This window comes from Streptomyces sp. NBC_00090 (assembly GCF_045160815.1).
Lineage (GTDB): Bacteria > Actinomycetota > Actinomycetes > Streptomycetales > Streptomycetaceae > Streptomyces.
In genome coordinates, this window is the sequence record NZ_CP108224.1 from 1,420,386 (window position 1) to 1,442,908 (window position 22,523).

Annotated in this window: 19 protein-coding genes and 1 pseudogene; 10 read left to right on the forward strand and 10 right to left on the reverse strand. The window is 70.5% G+C overall.

Annotation, left to right across the window (positions count from 1 at the left end):
- Positions 1 to 4: 4 nt before the first annotated feature.
- The gene (locus tag OG361_RS06105) at positions 5 to 1,447 is read right to left on the reverse strand and encodes an RICIN domain-containing protein (protein ID WP_405852286.1); all 1,443 of its coding nucleotides are present in this window, start codon (positions 1,445 to 1,447) and stop codon (positions 5 to 7) included.
- Between the two features lie 456 nt (positions 1,448 to 1,903).
- Here OG361_RS06105 and OG361_RS06110 point away from each other — a divergent pair, with 456 nt between their 5' ends.
- Positions 1,904 to 2,899 (forward strand): LacI family DNA-binding transcriptional regulator, encoded by a 996-nt coding sequence (locus OG361_RS06110; protein WP_405862102.1) that lies wholly within the window; start codon positions 1,904 to 1,906, stop codon positions 2,897 to 2,899.
- A gap of 145 nt (positions 2,900 to 3,044) precedes the next feature.
- Here OG361_RS06110 and OG361_RS06115 read toward each other — a convergent pair whose 3' ends face one another.
- Positions 3,045 to 4,043: a LacI family DNA-binding transcriptional regulator gene (locus OG361_RS06115; protein ID WP_405852287.1), complete on the reverse strand. Its 999-nt coding sequence runs from the start codon at positions 4,041 to 4,043 to the stop codon at positions 3,045 to 3,047.
- A 280-nt stretch (positions 4,044 to 4,323) separates the two neighbouring features.
- Between OG361_RS06115 and OG361_RS06120 the strand changes: the two genes are divergently transcribed.
- From OG361_RS06120 to OG361_RS06140, 5 genes are all read left to right on the forward strand, one after another.
- Complete coding sequence (locus tag OG361_RS06120) at positions 4,324 to 5,250, forward strand: carbohydrate ABC transporter permease (RefSeq protein ID WP_405852289.1); 927 nt, start codon at positions 4,324 to 4,326, stop codon at positions 5,248 to 5,250.
- Positions 5,251 to 5,253: 3 nt separating this feature from the next.
- Positions 5,254 to 6,234: a carbohydrate ABC transporter permease gene (locus OG361_RS06125; RefSeq protein WP_405852290.1), complete on the forward strand. Its 981-nt coding sequence runs from the start codon at positions 5,254 to 5,256 to the stop codon at positions 6,232 to 6,234.
- A 70-nt stretch (positions 6,235 to 6,304) separates the two neighbouring features.
- Positions 6,305 to 7,645 carry an ABC transporter substrate-binding protein gene (locus OG361_RS06130; protein ID WP_405852291.1) on the forward strand — a complete coding sequence of 447 codons (1,341 nt, stop codon included), beginning with the start codon at positions 6,305 to 6,307 and terminating at the stop codon, positions 7,643 to 7,645.
- Positions 7,646 to 7,790: 145 nt separating this feature from the next.
- Positions 7,791 to 9,542: a beta-galactosidase gene (locus tag OG361_RS06135; RefSeq protein WP_405852292.1), complete on the forward strand. Its 1,752-nt coding sequence runs from the start codon at positions 7,791 to 7,793 to the stop codon at positions 9,540 to 9,542.
- 363 nt (positions 9,543 to 9,905) lie between these two features.
- A complete protein-coding gene (locus tag OG361_RS06140; RefSeq protein WP_405852293.1) occupies positions 9,906 to 10,085 on the forward strand; it encodes a hypothetical protein in 180 nt (59 codons plus the stop codon).
- 148 nt (positions 10,086 to 10,233) lie between these two features.
- On the opposite strand, the gene OG361_RS06145 is transcribed toward OG361_RS06140, so the two are convergent.
- The 4 genes from OG361_RS06145 to OG361_RS06160 form a co-directional block, all read right to left on the reverse strand.
- A complete protein-coding gene (locus OG361_RS06145) occupies positions 10,234 to 11,262 on the reverse strand; it encodes an ABC transporter permease (RefSeq protein WP_384566712.1) in 1,029 nt (342 codons plus the stop codon).
- Positions 11,259 to 12,863, reverse strand: a complete 1,605-nt coding sequence (locus OG361_RS06150) for a sugar ABC transporter ATP-binding protein (protein ID WP_405852294.1) — start codon at positions 12,861 to 12,863, stop codon at positions 11,259 to 11,261. Before OG361_RS06150 ends, OG361_RS06145 begins: the two co-directional genes overlap by 4 nt.
- Positions 12,864 to 13,009: 146 nt before the next feature.
- Positions 13,010 to 14,065 carry a substrate-binding domain-containing protein gene (locus OG361_RS06155; protein ID WP_384566707.1) on the reverse strand — a complete coding sequence of 352 codons (1,056 nt, stop codon included), beginning with the start codon at positions 14,063 to 14,065 and terminating at the stop codon, positions 13,010 to 13,012.
- Between the two features lie 514 nt (positions 14,066 to 14,579).
- A complete protein-coding gene (locus OG361_RS06160) occupies positions 14,580 to 15,932 on the reverse strand; it encodes a hypothetical protein (protein ID WP_405852295.1) in 1,353 nt (450 codons plus the stop codon).
- A 231-nt stretch (positions 15,933 to 16,163) separates the two neighbouring features.
- On the opposite strand from OG361_RS06160, the gene OG361_RS06165 reads away from it, so the two are divergent.
- Entirely contained in the window at positions 16,164 to 16,310 is a 147-nt protein-coding gene (locus OG361_RS06165) for a hypothetical protein (protein ID WP_405852296.1), read from the forward strand.
- Between the two features lie 64 nt (positions 16,311 to 16,374).
- Here OG361_RS06165 and OG361_RS06170 read toward each other — a convergent pair whose 3' ends face one another.
- A complete protein-coding gene (locus OG361_RS06170; protein ID WP_405852297.1) occupies positions 16,375 to 17,025 on the reverse strand; it encodes a fasciclin domain-containing protein in 651 nt (216 codons plus the stop codon).
- Positions 17,026 to 17,241: 216 nt separating this feature from the next.
- On the opposite strand from OG361_RS06170, the gene OG361_RS06175 reads away from it, so the two are divergent.
- From OG361_RS06175 to OG361_RS06185, 3 genes and pseudogenes are all read left to right on the forward strand, one after another.
- Positions 17,242 to 17,943: an adenosylcobinamide amidohydrolase gene (locus OG361_RS06175; RefSeq protein ID WP_405852298.1), complete on the forward strand. Its 702-nt coding sequence runs from the start codon at positions 17,242 to 17,244 to the stop codon at positions 17,941 to 17,943.
- Between the two features lie 69 nt (positions 17,944 to 18,012).
- Positions 18,013 to 19,236 carry a MerR family transcriptional regulator gene (locus OG361_RS06180; protein ID WP_405852299.1) on the forward strand — a complete coding sequence of 408 codons (1,224 nt, stop codon included), beginning with the start codon at positions 18,013 to 18,015 and terminating at the stop codon, positions 19,234 to 19,236.
- Between the two features lie 137 nt (positions 19,237 to 19,373).
- Positions 19,374 to 19,544, forward strand: a pseudogene (locus OG361_RS06185) (ISL3 family transposase); the annotation flags it as partial.
- 20 nt (positions 19,545 to 19,564) lie between these two features.
- Here OG361_RS06185 and OG361_RS06190 read toward each other — a convergent pair.
- From OG361_RS06190 to OG361_RS06200, 3 genes are all read right to left on the reverse strand, one after another.
- A complete protein-coding gene (locus OG361_RS06190; RefSeq protein ID WP_405852300.1) occupies positions 19,565 to 20,107 on the reverse strand; it encodes a DUF6368 family protein in 543 nt (180 codons plus the stop codon).
- Between the two features lie 226 nt (positions 20,108 to 20,333).
- A complete protein-coding gene (locus OG361_RS06195; RefSeq protein WP_405852301.1) occupies positions 20,334 to 21,365 on the reverse strand; it encodes a hypothetical protein in 1,032 nt (343 codons plus the stop codon).
- A 497-nt stretch (positions 21,366 to 21,862) separates the two neighbouring features.
- The gene (locus OG361_RS06200) at positions 21,863 to 22,360 is read right to left on the reverse strand and encodes a hypothetical protein (protein WP_405852302.1); all 498 of its coding nucleotides are present in this window, start codon (positions 22,358 to 22,360) and stop codon (positions 21,863 to 21,865) included.
- Positions 22,361 to 22,523 lie beyond the last annotated feature (163 nt).

The following is a 22,523-nucleotide window of genomic DNA, read 5'->3' on the forward strand; positions in this document are numbered from 1 at the left end:
GCGATCAGGCAGCCGTGCGGAGCCACTTCTGGTTGGCGGCGCTGCTGTTGCAGCTCCACTGGATGAGCGGCGTGCCGTCATTCGTGGACGTGTTCATGACGTCCAGGCACTTGCCGCTCAGCACGGGGGACAGCTGCACGGTGTTGCCGGAGCCGATCACCTTCCACTGCTGGGCGGACGTACCGTTGCAGGCGTACTGGACGATGGCGGCGCCGTCGGCGGTCGACCCGTCCTGGGGGGCGAGGCACTTGCCGCTGTACCGGGCCACGATCTGCACCCGGTTGTTGCCGGCGGACTTGAGCCAGAACTGCTGGTTGACGCTGTTGGCGCAGCCCCACTGGATGAGGGCGGCACCGTCGGCGGTGGAGCGGTCCGCGACGTCGGCGCACTTGCCGCTGTGCGAGGCCTTCAGCGTCTGCCACGTTCCGAGGCCCTGCACCGTACCGGTGGCCGTGTCCACGGTGACCTGCGGGAAGTAGTCCATGGTCATGGTGGTGTTCGTGGGGAACTTCAGCGGCGCCCAGACGTACTGGGAGTCGTTGACCATGCCGCCGATGGAGTTGCCCCAGCGGTCGCCCATGTAGAGGTACGAGGTGCCGGACGTGCCCTGGACCGGCAGGACGTACGCGGTCTGGGAGCCGTAGGTGTTGTAGTCGCCGATGTCCTGCAGCCCGGTCCAGGAGCCGGTGATGCTGGTGGCGGTGGCGTACTTCTGCTGGTTGGGGGACCAGCCGGTGGCGCCGGAGGTGAGCAGGAAGTAGACGCCGTTCCGCTTGAACATCGCGGGGGCCTCACGCCACTGCCCGGACCAGAGCTTGTTCACCTGGGCGTCGATCGCGGTGTAGTCGGCGGTGAGGCGGTAGACGTGCAGGTCGGCGTTCTCGTTGGCCGCCGAGATCATGTAGCCGGTGCCGTCGGTGTCCACGAAGGTGGTGATGTCACGGGACATGTGCCCCTCGGGGCGGAAGCTGCCGCGCCAGGAGTAGTCACCGTCGACGGTCGAGGAGACCGCGACCGCGGCACGCGCCTCGGAGTAGTCGGTGGCGCTGCCCTCCTTGTGCATCCACATCACGTACTGGCCGGTCGAGGCGTTGTAGATGACCTTGGGCCGCTCGATGTTGGCGCCCTGGAGCTCCGGATCGGTCTCCTGCTTGAGGACGTGGTTGCGGAACTCCCACGTCTTCAGGTCGGTGGAGCGGTAGGCGGAGACGTACCGGAAGCTGTTGTCGGCGTTCCGGTTCTCGCCGAACCAGTAGTAGTACGCGCCGACCTTGAGAACCCCGCCGCCGTGGGCGTGTACGGGGTTGCCCGCCGGGTCGGTGAACTGGGTGGCGTTGTTGATGGTGACTGCCGCCGCGTGAGCGGTGCCGGCGGTGCCCAGCAGGGACAGGAGAACGGCACAGAGTGCGGTGAGCACGGTGGCCGTCCCCGAGGATGTGCGTCGCATGATCGCGTACCTCGTGGTTCTGGGGGGGAAAGTGGCGGGTGGGGCGGATGAGGCAGGCGTAGGCGCACCTCTGGTGCGGGGGTGCCTGCGGATGAGGGGGGAGCCCGTTGTTCGGCTCGTGTGCCGCGCGGAAGGCGACCGCCGGGTGGGTCCGGAAATCGCCGACTGAAGGTGACCTCCGTGTTACACGGAGGTGTCGCCTTCCCATGTTCGCGTTAACACGAGCGCTTGGGACGAGAGTTTGGGAGTGACCGAGAGCACTGTCAAGGATTCGGACAAGATTCGCCGAAGTTTGACCGGCCGGTATGTTTACGCCAACATACTTAGGGCCCCCGCGCGGGCGGCCCTGGACGTCTCTGGATGTCTTTGGATGTCTTCCGACGGAAGGTCGCGAGCATGGCGACGGAGAACAGAACACGGTCGCCTCGCTCCCGGGCGGCCCGCCAGTGGCCCTCCATGGCGGAGGTCGCCACCCTGGCGGGCGTCTCCTCGCAGACGGTCTCCCGGGTGGCAAACAACCGGGAGAACGTCGACTCCGCCACCCGCGAGAAGGTGCTCGCCGCCATGCAGGCGCTCGGCTACCGCCCCAACACGGCGGCCCGCGCGCTGGTCACCGGCCGGTTCGGGGCTCTGGGCGTGGTCAGTTTCGACGTGGGCGCGCACGGCAACGCCCGTACGCTCGGCGCGATCGCCGACGCCGCACGCGAGGCCGACTTCTCCGTGAACTTCATGGGCGTACGGGCCCAGACAGAGGCCGCCGTACGCCACGCGTTCCAGCATCTGATGCTGCAGTCCGTCGACGGAATCGTGCTGGTCGAGTCGCAGATGCTCGACACCCCGTCGCTGCACCTGCCGCCGTCCATGCCGGTGGTCGTCGCCGACGGCGACACCGGCCACGAGTATCCCAACGTCGACTTCGACCAGGCCCACGGCTCCCGCAGCGTGGTGTCCCACCTGCTCGGCCTCGGCCACCGTACGGTCTGGCACCTCGCCGGCCCGCCCGACTCCTTCGCCGCGCGCCGGCGCGCCGACGCCTGGCGCCGGACCCTGACGGACGCGGGCGCGCCCGTCCCGCCGGTGGCGTACGGGGACTGGTCGGCGAAGTCGGGCTACCGGGCCGGTCTCGACATCGCCCGGCATCCGGAGGTCACGGCCGTCTTCGCCGCGAACGACCAGATGGCGATGGGCCTGATGCGCGCCCTGCACGAATCGGGCAAAAGCGTGCCGGGGGACGTCAGCGTGGCCGGTTTCGACGACATCGCCGAGGCCGCGTACCTCCATCCGCCCCTGACGACCGTGCACCAGGACTTCGAGGTGGTCGGCAAGCACTGCGTCGCGCTGCTGCTCGACCAGATCGAAGGCCGTACGGACGGACCGCGGCGCAGGGCGGTGGAACCCGCCCTCGTGGTGCGTTCGAGCACGGCTCCGCCGCGGCCCGGCGCCATGGCCTGAAGCCGGCCCGGCCCTCTACCGCCGGCAGCCCGCCGCGCCCGGCAGACATCGTCCTCCTGCCGGCCCTGCTGTCATGCCCGGTCGACGTCGGCGTCGTCCTTCCCCCCCTTCCCTTCCCTTCCCTTCCCTCCCCGGGCGTACGGTCTCAGCGCTCCCGTCCGCGCGCGCCGGGGGACGCCGTACTGCTCCGCTCCACCAGGGTGGTCGCCACGAGCTGCACCCCCGTCACCGTCTCGCCCGCCAGCTCCCTCAGGACGGCCTCGACGCACAACGCTCCGACCTGGGCGAAGTCCTGGTGGATGGTGGTCAGGGGCGGGATGAAGGAGGCCGCCTCGGGGATGTCGTCGAAGCCGACGACGCTGACGTCCTCGGGGACGCGCACGCCGCGGGAGTGGAGGGCCCGCAGCAAACCGAGGGCCATCTGGTCGTTCGCCACGAACACCGCCGTGCAGTCGGCCTCGTCGGCGATCCTCAGGCCGGCTTCGTAACCTGACTCGGGGGTCCAGTCCCCGCGCAGCACGGGCGGCACCGTGCGCCCTTCCTCGCGCAGCGCCGCCTCCCACGCCTCGGCACGACGGCCCGCGGCGAAGGACTCCTCGGGTCCCGCGATGTGCCACACCGTGCCGTGGCCGAGATCGAGCAGATGCCGCACCACGGCGCGGGCGCCCTGCCGCTGGTCCGTGTCCACCACCGGGAAGCGTCCGGTGGCGTCGGAGTCCACCACGACCACCTTGACGTGCGGCGGCAGGGTGAGGGCGGCGGTGTCGAGCAGGTGCACCTCCATGATCAGCACGACTGCGTCGACCGCCAGCTCGTCGAGGCGGGTGAACGCCCCCTTGACGTTCTTCTGCGTGGGCGCGTCGAGCGGGATCAGGGTGACCGCGTAGCCGGCGCGGGACGCCGAGCCCGCTATGGCGTCCAGAGTCCGGACGTTACCCGTGCTGGTGAGCCCCATGGTGATGACGCCGATGGCTCGAAACTCACCCCGCTTGAGGGCGCGAGCCGCGCTGTTGGGGCGGTATCCCAGCTCCTTCATCGCGTCGAGGACCTTCTTCCTGGTGGCCTCGACGACGGCCGCGTCGCCGTTGGAGACGCGGGAAACCGTCTGCGAGGAGACCCCCGCCCGCTGGGCGACATCCGCCATGGAAACACGGCGCGGCCTGGTTCGCGCCCCCCGTCGGCCGTCATTCACGGCCGCCGCCGACCGACCGGTCGCGTTCTGCTCGGTCACCCGAATCCCTCTCATTCGCTACCACTTCGTGCTTGACGCCCCTCAGCGGGAATGTCACCATCACGCTACCGATGATTACGTAAACATTTCTCGTCGGCCAACCCTTCCACAGGGTCGGTTCTCGGCCTCAGGCCGCACTACTTTCGCTCCCCGTCTCCGGACCGCTCGGTCACCGACGCTAGGACCCAAGCCCATGACGCTCCTGTCGACGCGTGCTACGGCAGCACCACCGCCCCGCCCACGAGCCCGTTTCCGCCTCCGCAAGGAGGCCCTCGTGGGCTGGGGGTTCGCCGGCCCGTTCGTCGCGGTCTTCGGCCTCGTCTTTCTCGCGCCGATCGGGTACGCCGGGTACCTGAGTCTGTTCCAGGACCGGCTCATCGGCGGCACCTCCTTCGTCGGTCTCGACAACTACGGCGAGGCCCTCACGGACCCCCGCTTCTGGGACGGCCTGATGCGGGTCGGCCTCTTCCTGCTGATCCAGGTACCGGTCATGCTGGGCATCGCGCTCCTCGCCGCCCTCGCGATCGACAGCGGCCGGCTCTACGGCAAGACGTTCTTCCGCGTCTCGATCTTCCTCCCGTACGCCGTACCCGCCGTCGTCGCCAGCCTCATCTGGGGCTTCATGTACGGCAACCAGTTCGGCCTGGTGGGCAACATCAACGACGCGCTCGGCGTCAACCTCCCCAACCCGCTCTCCCCCTCCCTCGTACTCGCCTCCATCGGCAACATCGTTACCTGGGAGTTCGTCGGTTACAACATGCTGATTTTCTACTCCGCTCTCAAGGTCGTCCCCCGCTCGCTCTACGAGGCGGCGTCGATCGACGGCGCCGGGGAGTGGCGCATCGTGACCTCGGTCAAGTTGCCGGCCATCCGCAGCGCACTGGTCATCGCCACGATCTTCTCGATCATCGGCAGCTTCCAGCTCTTCAACGAGCCGAGCATCCTGCAGAAGCTCGCCCCCAACGCCATCACCAGCGACCTGACCCCCAACCTCTACACGTACTCGCTGTCCTTCTCGGGCCAGCAGCACAACTACGCGGCGACCGTGGCGATCGTGATGGGCGTGATCACCGCGATCATCGCCTACGCGGTCCAGCTGCGTGGCATGCGGAAGGGCTGAGCCATGACCACCTCCATGACCACCGCGGCCGCCGAGCCCACCCCGTCTCCCACGGAGCCGCGGACCGGCAGCGCCCCCGCCTCCTCGCACCGCACCCGCCCCACCACGGCCAAGCGCCGCAAGCTCCCGCACACTCCGCTCAACCCCCGCCGCAGCATCCCGCTGACCCTCGTCACCGGCCTGGTCCTCGTCTACACTCTGCTCCCACTCGCCTGGCTGGTCATCAACGCCACCAAGAGCCAGCGGGGACTCCTCGACTCCTTCGGGCTGTGGTTCGCCGACGACTTCAACCTGTGGGACAACATCACCCGCACGCTGACCTACGACGACGGCGTCTTCGTCCGCTGGCTGCTCAACACGCTGATGTACGTCGCCGCCGGCGCGGGCGGCGCCACGGTCCTCGCCGTCCTGGGCGGCTACGCCCTGGCGAAGTTCGACTTCCCGGGCCGCAAGGCGGTCTTCGCGGTCGTCATCGGAGCCGTGGCCGTCCCCGGCACCGCCCTGGCGGTACCCACCTTCCTGATGTTCAGCAACATGGGATTGACGAACACCCCCTGGGCAGTCATCATTCCCTCACTCATCTCGCCCTTCGGGCTCTACCTCATGTGGGTCTTCGCCTCCGAGGCCGTTCCCACCGAGCTCCTCGAGGCCGCGCGCATCGACGGCTCCGGCGAGCTGCGCACCTTCTTCACGATCGCGCTGCCGCTCCTCGTGCCGGGCACCGTCACCGTGCTGCTGTTCTCCATGGTCGCGACCTGGAACAACTACTTCCTGCCGCTGATCATGATCAAGGACCCCGACTGGTACCCCCTGACCCTCGGCCTCAACGCCTGGAACGCCCAGGCGCAGACGGCCGGCGGCGAGGCCGTCTTCGACCTCATCGTCACCGGTTCCCTGCTGACGATCGTCCCGATCGTGGCCGTCTTCCTGATGCTCCAGCGGTACTGGCAGTCCGGCCTGGCCGCCGGCAGCGTCAAGGAATGACCGCCCACCCCTGACCCGCCCCCTCCCGAAAGTCCCTCCCCACCCGCACCACCGACCAGGAGCACCTCCCATGCGTAAGCACACCACTCGCAGACTGCTCGGCTCGCTCGCCGTGCTCGCCACGCTCACGATGACCGCCACGGCCTGCGGCTCCGACGACTCGGGCAACGGCTCCGCCGGCGGCGCCCCGAAGGACATCAACGCCGCGCTCGAGAAGGGCGGAAAGGTGACGGTGTGGGCCTGGGAGCCCACGCTCAAGAAGGTGGCGGAGGACTTCGAGAAGAAGTACCCCAAGGTCGACATCGAGCTGGTCAACGCGGGCACCGGCGACAAGCAGTACACCGCCCTGCAGAACGCGATCTCGGCCGGCAACGGCGCCCCCGACGTGGCGCAGGTCGAGTACTACGCCCTCGGCCAGTTCGCCATCGGCAAGTCCGTCGAGGACCTCTCCCCCTACGGCGCCCAGAAGTACGGCACGAGCTTCACCCCCGGCCCGTGGAACGCGGTCACCGAGGACAAGGCGATCTACGCCCTGCCCATGGACTCCGGCCCCATGGCGTTCTTCTACAACAAGAAGATCTTCGACAAGCACGGCATAAAGGTGCCGACGACCTGGGACGAGTACGTGGAGGCGGCCCGTACCCTCCACAAGGCCGACCCGAAGCTCTTCATCACCAACGACACCGGCGACGCCGGCGCCACGACCAGCCTCATCTGGCAGGCCGGCGGCCGCCCCTACCAGACCGACGGCACCGACGTCACCGTGAACTTCGGCGACGAGGGCACCAAGAAGTACAGCGCCACCTGGCAGAAGCTCCTCGACGAGAAGCTGGTCGCGCCGATCAGCTCCTGGAGCGACGCCTGGTACAAGGGACTGGCGGACGGCTCGATCGCCACCCTCTCCATCGGCGCCTGGATGCCGGCCAACCTCACCTCCGGAGTCGCCTCCGCCTCCGGTGACTGGCGGGTCGCCCCGCTGCCGGCGTGGACGAAGGGCGACAAGACCAGCGCCGAGAACGGCGGCAGCTCGCTCGCCGTGCCGAAGGCCGCCAAGAACAAGGAACTCGCCTACGCCTTCACCGAGTTCGCCACCACCGGCGCCGGCGCGAGCGCCCGCGTCGCCGAGGGCGCCTTCCCCGCCACCCGCGCCGACCTCGAGTCGAAGGCGTTCCTCGACGCCAAGTTCCCGTACTTCGGAGGCCAGCAGGCCAACCGGATCTTCGCCGAGTCCGCCCGTAACGTCGGCGCCGACTGGTCCTACCTGCCCTTCCAGGTGTACTCGAACTCGGTCTTCAACGACACCGTCGGCAAGGCGTACGTCTCCTCGACGAAGCTCGACGACGGCCTGAAGGCCTGGCAGGACGTCAGCGTCAAGTACGGCAAGGACCAGGGCTTCACCGTCAACAAGTAGCTCCACCACCGCGGGGCGGAGCCGCATGGCGACTCCGCCCCCGCAAGCCTGTAGAAAGGGCTTGCCATGTCCTGTATGTTTACGCAAACAAACAGGGCGACGTCTCAACCCGCACGACCCTTCACGTAACAGGAGCAAGCAGCGCATGCCCGTTCTCCAGACAGACAAGGCCGGATTCCTGCTCGACGGCCAGCCCTTCCGTTTCCTGTCCGGCGGGCTGCACTACTTCCGGGTCCACCCCGAGCAGTGGCAGGACCGGCTCCGCAAGGCCCGGCTCATGGGACTCAACACCGTCGAGACCTACGTCCCCTGGAACCTCCACCAGCCGCGCCCCGACCGTTTCGTGATGGACGGCGGGCTCGACCTCCCCCGCTTCATCGAACTCGCCGCCGCCGAAGGGCTGCACGTCCTGCTGCGCCCCGGCCCGTACATCTGCGCGGAGTGGGAGGGCGGCGGTCTGCCCTCGTGGCTGCTCACCGAGCCGGACATACAGCTGCGCACCCGCGACCCCCGGTTCCTGGCGGCGGTGGACGACTTCTTCAACCGCCTGCTCACCCCGCTCCGGCCGTACCTCGCCTCGCAGGGCGGCCCGATCCTCGCCGTGCAGGTGGAGAACGAGTACGGGGCCTACGGCGACGACACCGCCTATATGGAGCACATCGCCGACTCGCTGCGCGCCTGCGGGGTCGACGTCCCCCTGTTCACCTGCGACCAGCCGGTCGACGTGGAGCGGGGCGCCCTGCCCGGCGTCCTCGCCACCGCCAACTTCGGCAGCCGCTCCGCCCATCACCTGGCCGCCCTGCGCGCGCTGCGCCCCGAGGGGCCGCTGATGACGACGGAGTTCTGGATCGGCTGGTTCGACCGCTGGGGCGCCCAGCACGTGGTCCGCGACCCCGACGACGCCGCCCGCGAGCTCGACGAGGTCCTCGCCACCGGCGCCTCCGTCAACTTCTACATGTTCCACGGCGGCACCAACTTCGGCTTCACCAACGGCGCCAACGACAAGCACACCTACCGGCCCACCGTCACCTCCTACGACTACGACTCGCCGCTCGACGAGGCCGGGGACCCGACGGAGAAGTACACCGCCTTCCGCGAGATCATCGCCAAGTACGCGCCCGTGCCGAGCGATGGCGTCCCCGCCCCGGGCGCCAAACTGGCCGTCCCCGCGGTCAAGTTGACGGAGAGCGCCGAGCTGCTGCCGAGCGCGGCGGCGCTGACGCCGCGGATCGACTCCCGACGGCCGCTGACCATGGAGGAGCTGGAGCAGGACTTCGGCTTCGTCCTCTACGAGACCACCCTGCCCGTGCGCGGCCCGGCCCTGCTGGAGATCGAGCACGTCCGCGACCGCGCCCAGGTCTTCGTCGACGGGCAGCCGGTGGGCGTCCTGGAGCGCGAGAACCACGAGCACTCCCTGGCCTTCACGGTCCCCCGGGCGGGCAGCGTGCTCTCGATCCTGGTGGAGAACCAGGGCCGGGTGAACTACGGCCAGGGCATCCACGACCGCAAGGGACTGCTCGGCGCGGTCCGTCTCGACGGCGTCGAGCCGGTGGCCTGGACGAACCGGCCGCTGCCGCTCACCTCGCTGGAGGACATCCCCTTCGCGGCCACCACGACGACTCCCGTGGGCCCGACCTTCCACCGGGGCACCTTCGAGCTCACCGAGGCGGCCGACACCTTCCTGCACCTCGAAGGCTGGACCAAGGGCAACGCCTGGGTGAACGGCTTCGCGCTCGGCCGCTACTGGTCCCGCGGCCCGCAGCAGTCGCTGTACGTCCCCGCTCCCGTCCTGCGCGCCGGTACGAACGAGATCGTCGTCCTGGAACTCCACGCCGGCCCCCGGGCCCGTACCGTCGACTTCCGCGAGACGCCCGACCTCGGCCCCACCGAGGAGTAGGAACCCCCGGCGATGCCGGGCTCGGACGCGCCCCCCCGTGCGCCCGAGCCCGGCTTTCGTCGTTTCCCGCTGTCCGCCCTCCCGCTCTCCGCCCTCCCGGTCCCCGGGAGGGTCTTCGTCGTACCGGGGCCGGGGCCGGGAGGGCTCTTCGTCGCCCCGGGGCCGGGAGGGCACTTCGTCGCACCGGTCCCCGGAGGGCTCTTCGTCGTCCCGACGCCGTCGGCGTCGGTGCCCGCATGCCCAGGGAGTCACCCTGACCAGCGCCCGGGCGGACCAGGTCTCCACGACCCCCGTGACCCTCAGCCCCCAGGTCCAGGCCGTCACCCGCGACGCCGGCGCCTCCCGACCCGCACGGCCACCGGTGTGCCCGTCGGCCTGACGCTGAACGCCCCCACGGGGCGACCGCACCAGGACGCGGCTGCTCGGCAGCCCCGGCTGCGAGTCGGGCAGGACGGTGCGGAAGACCGGCGGTACTCCGACCTGATCACGTACGGCGGCCACGCCCGGAAGACCATCGGTCTCGGTGCCGTCGCCGGACCGTAGTCACCCTGACGCCCACTTCCCAGGAGGACCTCGCCGTCCCGACCCACTTCCCGCTGGACGACACCGCGCTCACCATCCCTCCCGGACAGCCGCGGAAACGCCGCGAGGCCCGCTCCCCGAAGGGGGCGGGCCTCGTCCGTGTGTCCGGTCAGTGGGGCAGTCCCACGGCCCGTTCACCGTTGCGGCGCTGCTGGATGACCACGGCGGCCACGAGCAGGGCGCCCTGGGCGACGTTCTGCCAGAAGGTGTTGATGCCCTCGACGGTCAGGCCGTTCTCCAGTGCGCCGAGGAGGGCGACGGCGAGCAGGGTGCCGCCGACGCCGCCCTTGCCGCCCTTGAGGGCGCAGCCGCCGAGGGCGGCGGCGGTGATGGCCTTGAGTTCGAGGCCTTCGCTGCCGGAGACGGGCTGGCCGGAGCCGGTGCGGGCGGTGAGCAGGATGCCGGCGACGGCGGCGACGACGCCGATGAGGGCGTAGACCGCGACGAGGTACTTGTTGATGTTGATGCCGGCGAGGCGGGCGGCGGTGTCGTTGCCGCCGATCGCGTAGAGGTTCCGGCCGAGGTCGGTGTACCTGAGCATCACGTGCACGGCGATCGCGACGACGATGAGGAGCCAGACCATCACGGGCAGGCCGGCGATCTTGCCGCGGCCGAGGAACACGAAGATCGGGTCGTTGAGGACGTAGCCCTGGGCGCGGCCGTCGGACAGGAGCTGGGCGAGGCCCTTGTAGGCGGCGAGTCCGGCGAGGGTGGCGATGGTCGGGTTGACGCGGCCGTACACGATGACGATGCCGTTGAGGACGCCCACGAGTATGCCGACGCCGACGGCGGCGAGCATGCCGACGATCGCGCTGGAGCCCGTGCTGGTGAAGACCATGGCGCTGACCACGGAGGCGACGCCGACCTGGGAGCCGACGGAGATGTCGAGGCCGCCGCAGATGATGACGACGGTCTGGACGATCGCCAGCAGGCCGGTGATGGTGGCCGCCTCGGCGATCACCTGGATGTTCGAAAGGCTGAGGTAGTTCTCGTTGAGGGCGCCGAACAGCCCGAGGACCACGACGAGCGCACCGATGAGGCTGAGGTTCTGCCCACCCAAGGCGGCCAGCGGCGAGCGCTTGCGGGCCGCTGTCGGGGCCTTCTCGGTCTCGGCCGGGGAGGTGGCGGTGGTGGTCATCGGGAGCCTCCATGGGCGGAGTCGGTACGGGGCCGGGCGGCGGCCGGGGTGGGGGCGGCGTCCACGGTGGCGAGGTCGTCGGCCATGGCGAGGTTGAGGATCGATTCCTCGGTCGCCTCGGCCCGACTGAGTTCGCCGGTGATGCGACCGTTCTGCATCACCACGACGCGGTCGGCGAGTCCGAGCACCTCGGGGAGCTCGGAGGAGATCACGAGCAGCGCGACGCCGTCCCGCGCGAGGTCGGCGATGATCCGGTAGATCTCCGCCTTGGCGCCGATGTCGATGCCGCGGGTGGGCTCGTCGAGGATCAGGACCTTCGGCCGGCGCAGCAGCCACCGGGCGAGGACGACCTTCTGCTGGTTGCCGCCGGACAGCTTGCGCACCTCGTGCTCGATGGACGGGGTGCGCACCCTGAGCCGGTCGGAGAACTCCTGGGCGACGGCCTTCTCCTGGCCGCTGCGGACGAAGCGCATCCGGCGCAGCCGCTCCAGGCTGACCAGGGAGGTGTTGTCACGGATGGACCGCTGCAGGAAGAGGGCCTGGGCCTTGCGCTCCTCCGGGGCCAGGCCGATGCCGGCCCGGATGGCGTCCTTCGGGCTGCGCAGCCGCAGGGGCTTGCCGTTCAGGGAGATCCGCCCGGAGCGCAGGGGCCGGTCACCGGCGAGCGCGAGCCCCAGCTCCGAACGCCCGGCGCCCATCAGCCCGGCGAGGGCGACCACCTCTCCGGCCCTGACCTGGAGGCTGATGTCGGTGACGTCGTCGGTGGTGACGCCGTCCAGGTCCAGGACGACCTCGTCCCGGGCCACGTCCTGCCGTACGAACAGCGAGGAGAGGTCACGGCCGACCATCATCCGGACGACTTCGCTCTCGGTGGTCTGCGCGGCCTCGAGGACACCGGCGGAGGCACCGTCACGGAGCACCGCGATCCGGTCCGCGAGCCGGAAGATCTCCTTCATGCGGTGGGAGACGTAGATGATCGCGATGCCCTGGGCGCGCAGCCGGTCGATCAGGGCGAACAGGGCCTCGGCCTCGTTCTCCGCGAGCGAGGAGGTCGGCTCGTCGAAGGCGATGACCTTGGCCTCGCCGGTGAGGGCCCGCAGGATCTCCACCAACTGCCGCTGAGCAGCGGTCAGTTCGGAGCCGAGCTGGTCGGGGTCGATGACCTTCTCGAAGCCGAGCCGTGCCAGGTCGCTGGTGATCCTTCGACGCAGCTCGGCGCGGTCGAGACGTCGGCCGGCCTTGCGGGGAAGGGATCCTGCGTAGACGTTCTCCGCCACGGAGACGTGCGGGATGATCTCCGGCTCCTGCGGGATGATGCGGATCCCGGCCTTGCGTGAGTCCTGCGGCGAGGCGAACGAGACCGGCTCGCCGTCGAGGAAGACGCGTCCTTCGGTGGGCTGGTGGTCACCGGTGAGGATCTTCAGCAGCGTGGACTTGCCCGCGCCGTTCTCGCCCATGAGGGCGGTGACCTGCCCCGGGGGGAAGGTCAGGGTGACGCCACCGAGGGCTTGGACGGCGCCGAAGCGCTTGGTGATGTTCTCGACGGCGACACCGGCACCTGGGGTCGCCGGCGTGGGGGGTCGGGTGCCGGGTGTGGTCATGGTGGCCTCACGGGCTGGAGGGACGGGAACGGACCGACGGAGCGCCGGGCGGCGGGAGAGGCCGCTACGGCGATGCGGCGGGCGGCCGGAGAAGCCGGTGCGGCGGGCGGGACGGGACCGCCGCACCGGCGCCGAGGGGCCGCGGCTCAGCCGCAGGTGACTCCGGCGGACTTCCAGGTGGAGGCGTCGACCATCGTGGTCGGGGCGAAAGCCTCCTTGGGGAAGGCCTTGCCGTTCTTGAGCTTGTCGTACATCGTCTGCACGGCCAGGGCGCCGACGTCCTCGCCGTTGATGAACAGCGCGGCCTTCATGCCGGACGGCTTGCCGGAGCTCCAGTTCTTGCAGGCGAGGTAGGCGCCGAGGCCCACGCCGATGACGTCGTCGGCCTTGAAGCCGGCGTTCTCCAGCGCGGTCACGCCGCCCTGGACGTTCTCGTCGTTGCAGCCCCAGACGACCCAGTGCTTGACGCTCGGGTTCGCGGTGATCGTGGCCGCGATCTTGTCCTGCGCGCCGGTGGGGCTGTTGTCCGTGGGGACGTCGATGTTCTGCACCTTGGCGCCGGCGCCGGCGGCGAAGGCTTCCTTGGACGCCTTGACGCGGTCGGTGCAGACGGTCACGTCCTGCTTCCAGGCGGAGATGGTGCGGGTCTCGGCGGGGTTCCAGCCGGCCTTCTTGAACTCCGCGGCGGCGCGCTTGCCGACCTCGCCGCCCATCTGGGCGCCGCTGAAGCCGATCCGGGGTACGAGGGCATCGGCCGGACAGGTGGACGGGTCCGGACCGGTCGTGCAGATCTGGTCGTCGGAGGTGAGCAGGGCGACCTTGGCGTCCTTGGCGATCTGGGCGACCTGGGGCCCGACGGCCGGGTCGGGGACGACGACGATCAGGCCGTTGCTCTTCTGCGAGATCGCCGACTGGGCCTCGCTGATGGTCTTGTTGGCGTCGGTGCCGAGGTTGACGACCTTCAGGTCGATGCCGAGCTCGTCCGCCTTGGCCTTGGCGCCGGCCGCCTCACCGACGAAGTACTCCTGGTCGCCCTGCTTCTGGAGGTAGGTCAGGGATATCTTGCCGTCGACCTTGGTGTCGTCGCCGCCGCCGCCCGAACCGGCCGCCTGCTGGCCGCTGGAGCAGGAGGTCAGTGCGAGAACGGAGGCCAGGCCCAGGACTGCCGCCGCCACCGGCCGCCGGTTGTTTCCAGTGAACATGTCATTCCCCTTGCTAGGACGGGCCGCACACGGCCGACCGGTGAGGCACAGAATCAGGTGGACTCGCGGAGGATCGTGGCGAGGAGGGGGGAACAACGGTTCCGGTCCTGTCCGACGACGGTGCGAGAGGGGGCGACCGGGCGCTTCGGAGGGTGCTGAAGTCGCCTTGGTCAGCGGTTAATCAACTCGATGCACCACAGAAAATCGCCGTTTCCACCAAAAGTCAACAGAGTGCCTGGCGGGTTTCGGATCGATACGTCGCCGTTACCGATGCCTGACGAGGCGGTTTCGCAAAGCAATCGCTTACTACGTGGGTGCTCACCTCGACTCACTCGCCAAGATGTTGAAATATGTTGGACTTGCTTCGAGGTGACGGGAGCCGACGGTTCTCAAGTGTCCGTGAGCGCAACGCCGTTGCGTGCCGATGGCCGGCAGGGTCACCGTCGGCCCTGTGTGTGCGTGGTCATGGCAGGTACGCGGTACGTGTGGTCATGGCAGGTACCGGTACGTACCGTCACGACCGGCGCCCGGTACCTGCCGTCATGGCCGGTATGCGGTACGTGCCGTCATGGCCGGTGCCCCGTCGGTGCCGTCCAGCCGGGGAGGGTGGAGCCGTCGGCGAGCCGACCCGTGAGCCGCACCGGACCGTCCGCACCGGACCGTCCGCACCCGCCGCGGCCGACAGCACCGGGCCCCGCCCGGTGGCGGAGACGGCTCCCCCGGCGGTGATCCCGGTCAGACGCCGGCTGCCCGCGGCGAGGAGGTAGCGCCTGCCCGACGGTGCCGTCCAGTAGGTCCCTGCGAGCACGTGCTGCCCGAAGCGGCTGCACGCCGCCGTGTTCCGGAGCTCCACTACGGCGCGCGGGACGGTGCCGGTGGTGCCAGCTGTGCCGGAAGGCACGGAGGGCGTGGAGGGCACGTCGGGCGGGGAGGGCGCGGTAGGCGGCTCGAAGGAGACGGACGCCCTGCCGCTCCCCTCCCAGGTGTCCACTCGCGAGCAGACCCACACGGCCCGGCCGGCCCCGTCGGGCAGGGCCTGCTCGGCGTACTCCCAGCGGTTGACCGAGCGGACGCCCGTGCCGTGCAGGGGCGCCAGGGAACAGGCGGAGCGCGCCCAGGCCGCGAGCCCCCGCTCACCGGTCGCCTCGCGCGGCGCCCGCGCCGGGACTCCCGTGCCCGGACTCGGAGTCCAGGTCAGGTGGGCCGGGGTGAGCTCCCCGAGATCCGCGAGGAGGAAGGCGTGGTCCTCGACGATCCGGGAGGAGGAGGTGAGTTGGAGCGCGGGCGCCCGGGTGCAACCGCCCGGCCCTCGTACGGAACGGGGGCCGTGACTCCGTCCGGGGCGACGTCCAGGGGGCGGGCCGCGGTGCCGGGCGCGCGGAGGTCGCGTACCCCTGCCTCGGCGATCCAGGGCGCGAGGAGGAGCCGCGCCCGCCCCGGAGTGCGGCTGAGGACCACGGCGGCACCCGTCGTGACGTCGGCGTCGTCCGCGCGCGCGGTCGAGGGCGGCGGGCCCTCCGCCGTCGCGGGGTTCGGCGTAGCGGGCGAGCCTCCGGCCGTCGTGCAGGAGCACCACTCCGGCGGCGTCGACCGTTCCCGCGTAGAGGAGCCGGGGCGGTTCGGCGGGCGGCGCCGTGGCAGTGCCCGGGGTCGCCGTCAGCCGGACGTCGGTGGCCGCACCGCGGGCCCAGGCGTCCAGGGCGCGGCGCAGCAGGGCCGCGTCGCCCGTCCCGGCACCGCGTGCGGGCCAGGCCGTGAGGTCGACGCGCGAGGTGTCGTCCCAGCGCTCGGCGGGCACGCGGACCAGCGCGGCCGGGTCCAGGGCCCGGACGAGGGCGCCGGCGGGCAGGCGGGACTTTCGACACACGCCCTAGCGCGGTCGAGGTCTCGGCGCGGACGGATTCCGTACCGGAGCGGAGCTCCGCGGTGGAGACGACGGCCGTCGAGGCGAGCAGTGCCGCACCGGCGAGGGCTGCGAACCGATCGCGCCTGCGGCGGCGGAGCAGGTCGGTGGGGCGGGTGTGGAGGGTGCACGGGTCGAACTCGGCGCTTCCGAGGAGCGCCGCGATATCGGTACCGGAACTGGAACCGGAACCGGATGCCTCGCCGAGCCGGTCGGCGGCCCGCAGGGCGGCTCCGCGACGCCCGCCGAGCCGAGCAGGCGGGTGACCGCCTCGACGGGAAGGCCTTCGAGGACGCGCAGGGCGAGAGCGGCCCGGGTCGCGGCGTCACCTCGGACCTGTGACCGTACGGGCCCCGAGCGGGGCACGCCGAGGTGGCGTACCCCGCTCCTCCCCCTCCTCCTCCCGCTACTTGGGCATCAGGACGGTGTCGACGATGTACACGGTGGCGTTGGCCGTGGGCACGTTGCCGCAGACCACCTTCGACGAGTCGTTGACGGTGTACGCCTCGCCCGAACCCTTCGTGGTGAGCATGCCCTTCTGGAGGGTCTCGAAGGAGCCGTTCTCCAGCTGCTTCGGCGTCAGCTTCTCCCCCACCACGTGGTACGTGAGGATGTCGGTGAGCATCTCCTTGTCGGCCAGCACCTCGTCCAGGTCGGCCTTCGGGATCTTGGCGAAGGCGTCGTTGGTGGGCGCGAACACGGTGATGTTCTGGGCGTTGTTGAGGGTGTCCACCAGACCTGCCTGCTTCACGGCGGCCACCAGCGTGGACAGCGCCGGATTGTTCGAGGCCGCCGTGGCCACGGGGTCCTTCGCCATGCCGTCGAAGGAACCGGCGCCGTCCTGAGGCACCGAAGCACAGGCCGGGCCGAACGGGGCGTCCGCAGCCGTGTCCGTGCCCGCCGAGGGCGCGTTCTCCTGCGTCACGGGGGTCGAGGCCTCGGATCCCGCCCCGGTCCTGGTGTCCGAGCCGGAATCCGAGCAGGCGGCCAGGGAGAGGGGCAGCACGGCCGCCGCGGCGACGGCGACGGCTGCACGACGGAGACGAAGAGCGTTCATGAGGATGGGCCCCTTGGATCGGGTGCGCGACGGAACGCGCATGGGTGCGAGGAAGGAACGGCACGACCACCCCGGCCGGGAGTGTGGTGACGGTCCGGGCCACCGGAGGGAACTCCCCTCGGCGGCCCCGTTGTCGTGGGTGCTTCGGAGCCGGTGCCCCAGCGGATGGGTCCTTCACCCGTACGAGTGAGAAGAGGCCCCGCGTTAGGGTGTGGGGTGCTTCCGCGAACCCTCCTCACCAGCGCGTCTCTTGCCGACGCCGCCCTCCTCACGCACGTGGAACAGGGCCGGGAGTGGCCGCTCCTGGTCTGGGCTCCGGGACCGGGTGTGCGCATGGTGTCGAGCGCCGTGCTCGGCGGCGGCATCGGCGAACGGCAGTGGGTGCTCAACGCCCAGGTCCCGCCCGGCTACCAGCGGCTCGATCCCGTGGACCACCTCCGCGACCTGGCCGCCGGTGCGGGGCTGGGGGGCGAGGGCGTCGGGCTGATGACGGCGGCCTCGGTCGCGGACCGGCGGTACGCCGCGGACGGCGGGGCGCTGGCCGTGGTCACCGCCGGGATCGGGGTACGGGGCTGGGCCGCCGCACCGGAGGCCGACGGCGTCGCGGCCCCACGTCCCGGGACGATCAACATCATCGTGTCGCTGCCCGTGCCCCTCACGGACGCCGCGCTCGTGAACGCGGTGGCCACCGCGACCGAGGCGAAGACGCAGGCGCTGGTCGAGCTGGGGGCCGACGCCTCCGGCACGCCGACGGACGCCGTCTGCGTGGCCGCCCCCTCGCCCGGCGGCGGCGACGCCGAGGCGTTCGCCGGACCGCGCTCGCGCTGGGGCGCGCGGCTCGCCCGCGCGGTGCACCGGGCGACCCTGGACGCCTGCGCCGGCCGGCTCCCGGCCGGAGACCGCGGTCCCGTCGGCTGACGCGTCCGGACACCCCGATCGGACCGCGGCCACCGCGATCGCATCGTTTGCGCATCGTAAGCTGGTCGTATGTCCGACACGGCGCACGGCATCACGACCGGGGCGGTGGCGCGGCACCTGGGCGTGTCGCCGACCACGCTGCGCTCCTGGGACCAGCGGTACGGCATCGGTCCCGCCGCGCGGGAGGGCGGGCGGCACCGGCGATGGGCCCCGGAGGACGTCGCCATGCTGGAGGAGATGTGCCGGCTGACCGCGTCGGGAGTCCCACCCGCCGAAGCGGCGCGGGCTGCCCGGACGGCGCGGACGGCAGGTGCGGCGCGGACGGCAGGGACGGCAGGTGCGGGGGTGGCCCCGCCGGTAGGGGCCAGGCCGGCACCGCGCTCCGGTGAGGGCCCGCAAGCACGGACCGCGACCCCCGGCGCGGACACAGCAGCGGGTACGGGTGCGGACCCGGCCGCACCGGACACGGGCCAGAATCCGGCCCCGTACCCGATCTCGTCCCCGTACTCGATCCCGTCCCCGTACCCGTACCCGTACTCCCGAGAACGCGAGCCGCGCCGGCCGCGAGAACCGGGCCCCGACTCCCCCGCTCCTCGGCCGGCACCGGGCGACGGCCCGCCGGTCGGCGACGCACGACGGGAGCGCCGCGGGCTGTCCCGGGCCGCCGTGCGGCTCGACGGCCCCGCTCTGACCTCCCTCCTCCGCGGCGTCGTGGCGGAGCACGGGCTCGTCACCGCGTGGGAGGAGGTGATGGTCCCGACCCTGCACGCGGTGGGACGCAAGTGGGAGTCCTCCGGGGACCGTTACGTCGAGGTGGAGCACCTGCTGTCCTGGCACGTGTCGACCGCGCTCCGGCAGGTCGCACCGGCCGTACCCCGCTCCCTCGCGGCCCCCGCGCCCCCGGTCCTCCTCGCGTGCGTCCCCGCCGAGCAGCACACGCTGCCGCTGGAGGCGCTGGCAGCGGGGCTCGCCGAACGCGGCCTGCCGGCCCGTATGTTCGGCGGCGCCGTCCCCGCCGAGGCGCTCGACGCCGCCGTGCGGCGTACGGGGCCGGCTGCGGTCGTCCTCTGGTCGCAGGCGCGCTCCACGGCGAACCACGCCCTCGCCCGGCACGTCGTCGGCACGTCGTTCGGTGTCCGGGGAGCCCGGACACACCCCCTGGTGCTGCTGGCAGGACCGGGCTGGGCCGGCCGTGCCGTGCGGCCCGGCATGCTGCGGCCCAGCGGTCTGCGGGAGGCACTCGACGTCCTCGCCAGCCTGTACGCGGAGCCGTCGACGTCGACTGGTTCCTGACGGCCGACGGCTGACGGTCCGTGGCCATCAGCCATCAGCCATTGGCCTTACCGGGCAGGGTGCTCACCGAGCGCCGGGGCGAGCGCCTGCCTGACTGGCTGGACGCCGTCCGGCAGGATGACCTGCCCAGCCTCCACAGGCTCGCTGCCGGCATGGACCGCGACCGCGACGCCGTCATCGCTGGTCTGACCCTGCCCTGGAGCTCGGGCGTCGTGGAAGGGCACGTCAACCGGGTCAAGATGCGCAAGCGCCAGATGCTCGGCCGCGCGGGCTTCAGGCTGTTACGCAGGCGGGTACTACTCGCCTGAGTCGGCCGGCCGAGTTCCGGCTACTTGAGCAGCCGGAAGCCGGGCTGTCGAGCCCACGCTCTGAGGAACTCCGCCGAACCGTACACGGCGGGCCATGGATCGGTCATCGTTGCGATGACGCCCGGAAGGCCGGCCACCATTGGCACCTGGTCATCCCTTAGTTCGGCGTTGGCGACGCCACCGATCACGTCCATAACGGCGGCGGTCAGCAGGGCCGTGACGACGTGGTCGACTGGACTGTTGCAGAAGGCGACGACGTCGACGGCATGGGTCGGGGCGAAGCCGATGAGAGGCTTCTGATCGACTTCGTCGGCGTGCTCGGCCTCGAAGATGGACTCGTCGCCGATGCCGGGCCCCATGACGGAGACCAGGACGGGCCGTCGTCCGTCGACGCCCCCGGTGTCCGAGATGCCGAGGCTCTCCGCGTGAATGATCAGGTCGTACTCGCCGACCCGCTTCTCCTCAAACCGTGCCGAGGAGCGAACCAAAAGGTCGCGGAGCCGCTGAATCGCCGCGCTGGGGACGGCCTCCGCCAACTCGATCACCAACACCGGTCCACTCATGGCTCGGAGCCTAACCAGCCGGGACCGTCCTCCCCACCTCATTACTCAGCGTGCACGCACCACAGAAGTTGAGCCAGAACCGGTTCTCGGGTTCTGGTCCAACTTCTGTGATGTGCCTACTCCCTGTGACTGTTGGTTTGCTGGCAGGTCTCGCGAGATGTGACCGAGCACCGTACCTGGCCCCGGTGGACAACTTCGATGCACAAACGGGGCCGAGGCCGGTCGCTCAAAGCGAGAAGGCCCAGGGGTCGTCCGACGGTTCGGGCTCTTCGGGGTGGAGCATGCGGCGAATACAGCGCCGGAGTCCCGGTTCACCGGATCCGGCGGCGGCGTTCATCCACGGCAAGGCGTCCATGGCATGCGCGCGTTCGTCTGTGGCGAAGGTGACGACGGTCTGGTGGAGCTCCTCGGGGGCGGGTTCGTCCGTGAGGCAGAGCCAGCCGATCGCCGCGGCCAGGCGGACTTCGGGGGCCTGTGTCCAGTCCTGCCGCCGCTCATGGAACCACCAGACGGTCGGCGGATGTGCGTGGGCCCGGGTGGTCTCCGCGGCGGCGAGGAGCAGGGCGGCACGGACTATGGCGTCATGCTCCGTGGCGAACCTGGTGGTGAGGGCGGTTCGGACCGTGTGGTCGGGGTCGGCGGCGGTGGCCAGAGCGTAGGCGGCGTCGATGCGGATGGTGGGGTCGGAGTCGTTGAGAAGGGGCAGGAGTACGGGTGTTTCGGTGGTGATCGCGGCTCGGGCGGCGGCCACCGACCAGCCTGCCGGGTAACCGGTCACCTCGACGCCGTAGTCGTCGTAGTCGTCGGGGGCGTGGCGCCGAGGATCGGTGCGGTGGAGAAGGAGTTCGTCGCGGGAGGCGACGCCGAGGTGCCGGGCGCGGGCCGGGCCGGAGAGTAGGTCGAGGGCGGCGGCGCGGTGTGAGTGGTGGGCATCGGTGGCGATGGGGATCAGGAACGGTACGGCGAGGGCGGCGGCGGCCCGGCTGTCGTTGGCACACAGACCCCCCAGCACGTCCGTCGCGCGGCTAGCGGAGTCCTCGCCGGTGTGCAGCAGGTGAACGGCCTCCCGGGCATCGTCCCCGTGGGGGAAGTTCCCCCACGGGACGGCGTCGAGGAGCAACCCGCTGTGGGCCCCGGACTGGATGCCGGCCACCACCGCCCGCACATCGAACGCGCCTCCCGCGAACGAGGCCAGATCCGCTCCGTCCACCAGCGCCCGGCACATCGCGAACGTCGGATCGGTCCGCCAATCCCTCACGCCGCATCCCCACCGTCGAATCCCTGGAGACTCGATCATGCCTTGCCCGACCGCCCCCCGTCGGCCGGCCGGCGGACATCCGGGGGCACATCCCGACACACCACGAACCGCAGAGAACCCGGAAGACACCCCCCTCAGGGCGAAATGCGGTCGGGCCACCATCGCGCACACGGGCCAACCGAATACTCAGGGGCCGCTTATCGCGCTCAGTCGCACGAGATCGTGTGGACTGCCGGTGCCGACCGCGTTCTTTTGGGCTGATGGTTCTGGGCTGTGCGCGAGGTACTGCTCCGGCTGGAAGAGCTGATCTTCCCGGCGGATCCGGGGATCAAGGTGGAGTCGATGCAAAACGATGGCGAGGTGATCCGAATCGGTGTCAGATGTCGGACGGCCGGGGCTCGGTCCCCAGGCTGCGGAAGCTGGTCGGAGCGGGTACACGGCCGGGCCGGATTCGGCCTCTTGCGGAAACGAGTCCTGCTGGCATCCTGACGGGCCCGTCACGAGCTCTGCTGGAGTCGCTCCGCAGCCTGAGCAGGGGTGTCGTAGTAGCCAGGCCGTGCCAGCAGGACCGAGTTGAAGTAGTAGCCCTGCTCTTCCTCTGGCTCGTCGTCGGCTGCAAACGGGCGCCAGAAGCTCAGGAGCAGGTCAGAGGCGACGAAAGACACAGGGTCGTCGGGATCTGCCTCGATCGAGGTGTACTCGCCCATGCGTTGCACCAGTTCGCGGGCCGGGATCGCGAACACGTCCAGGCCCCGGAAGAGGACTCGGTCCGTCTGAGTCGACGGCCTCCCGAGCTCAACGGCTTCAAGCATGTCTCGCATGCAGTGGATGCTGATCATCAGCCCACTGGGGCGGAAGACGTGCTGACCCGGCCGGTCGGACTCCGAGACCGCGGAGAGATCACGGAGCGAGTCCAGCGCCGTATTGGCCGATTGCCGAGTCATACCGATCCGCAACGGGCCAACGCCGATTGGTGGGGCAAGGTCGAAGTCCATGCGGGCATGATTCCAAACAGGTCTGACAACCAGTCACGAAGGACCATCCAGTCCCGAGACGCTACAGAGCGTGACAACTCCACAGAAGTTGGACCAGAACCCGAGTTTGGGCAGCACTCGAAAGCTGTGCAGAAATCCAAGAGTTCACGGCTTGGGGCAGCGC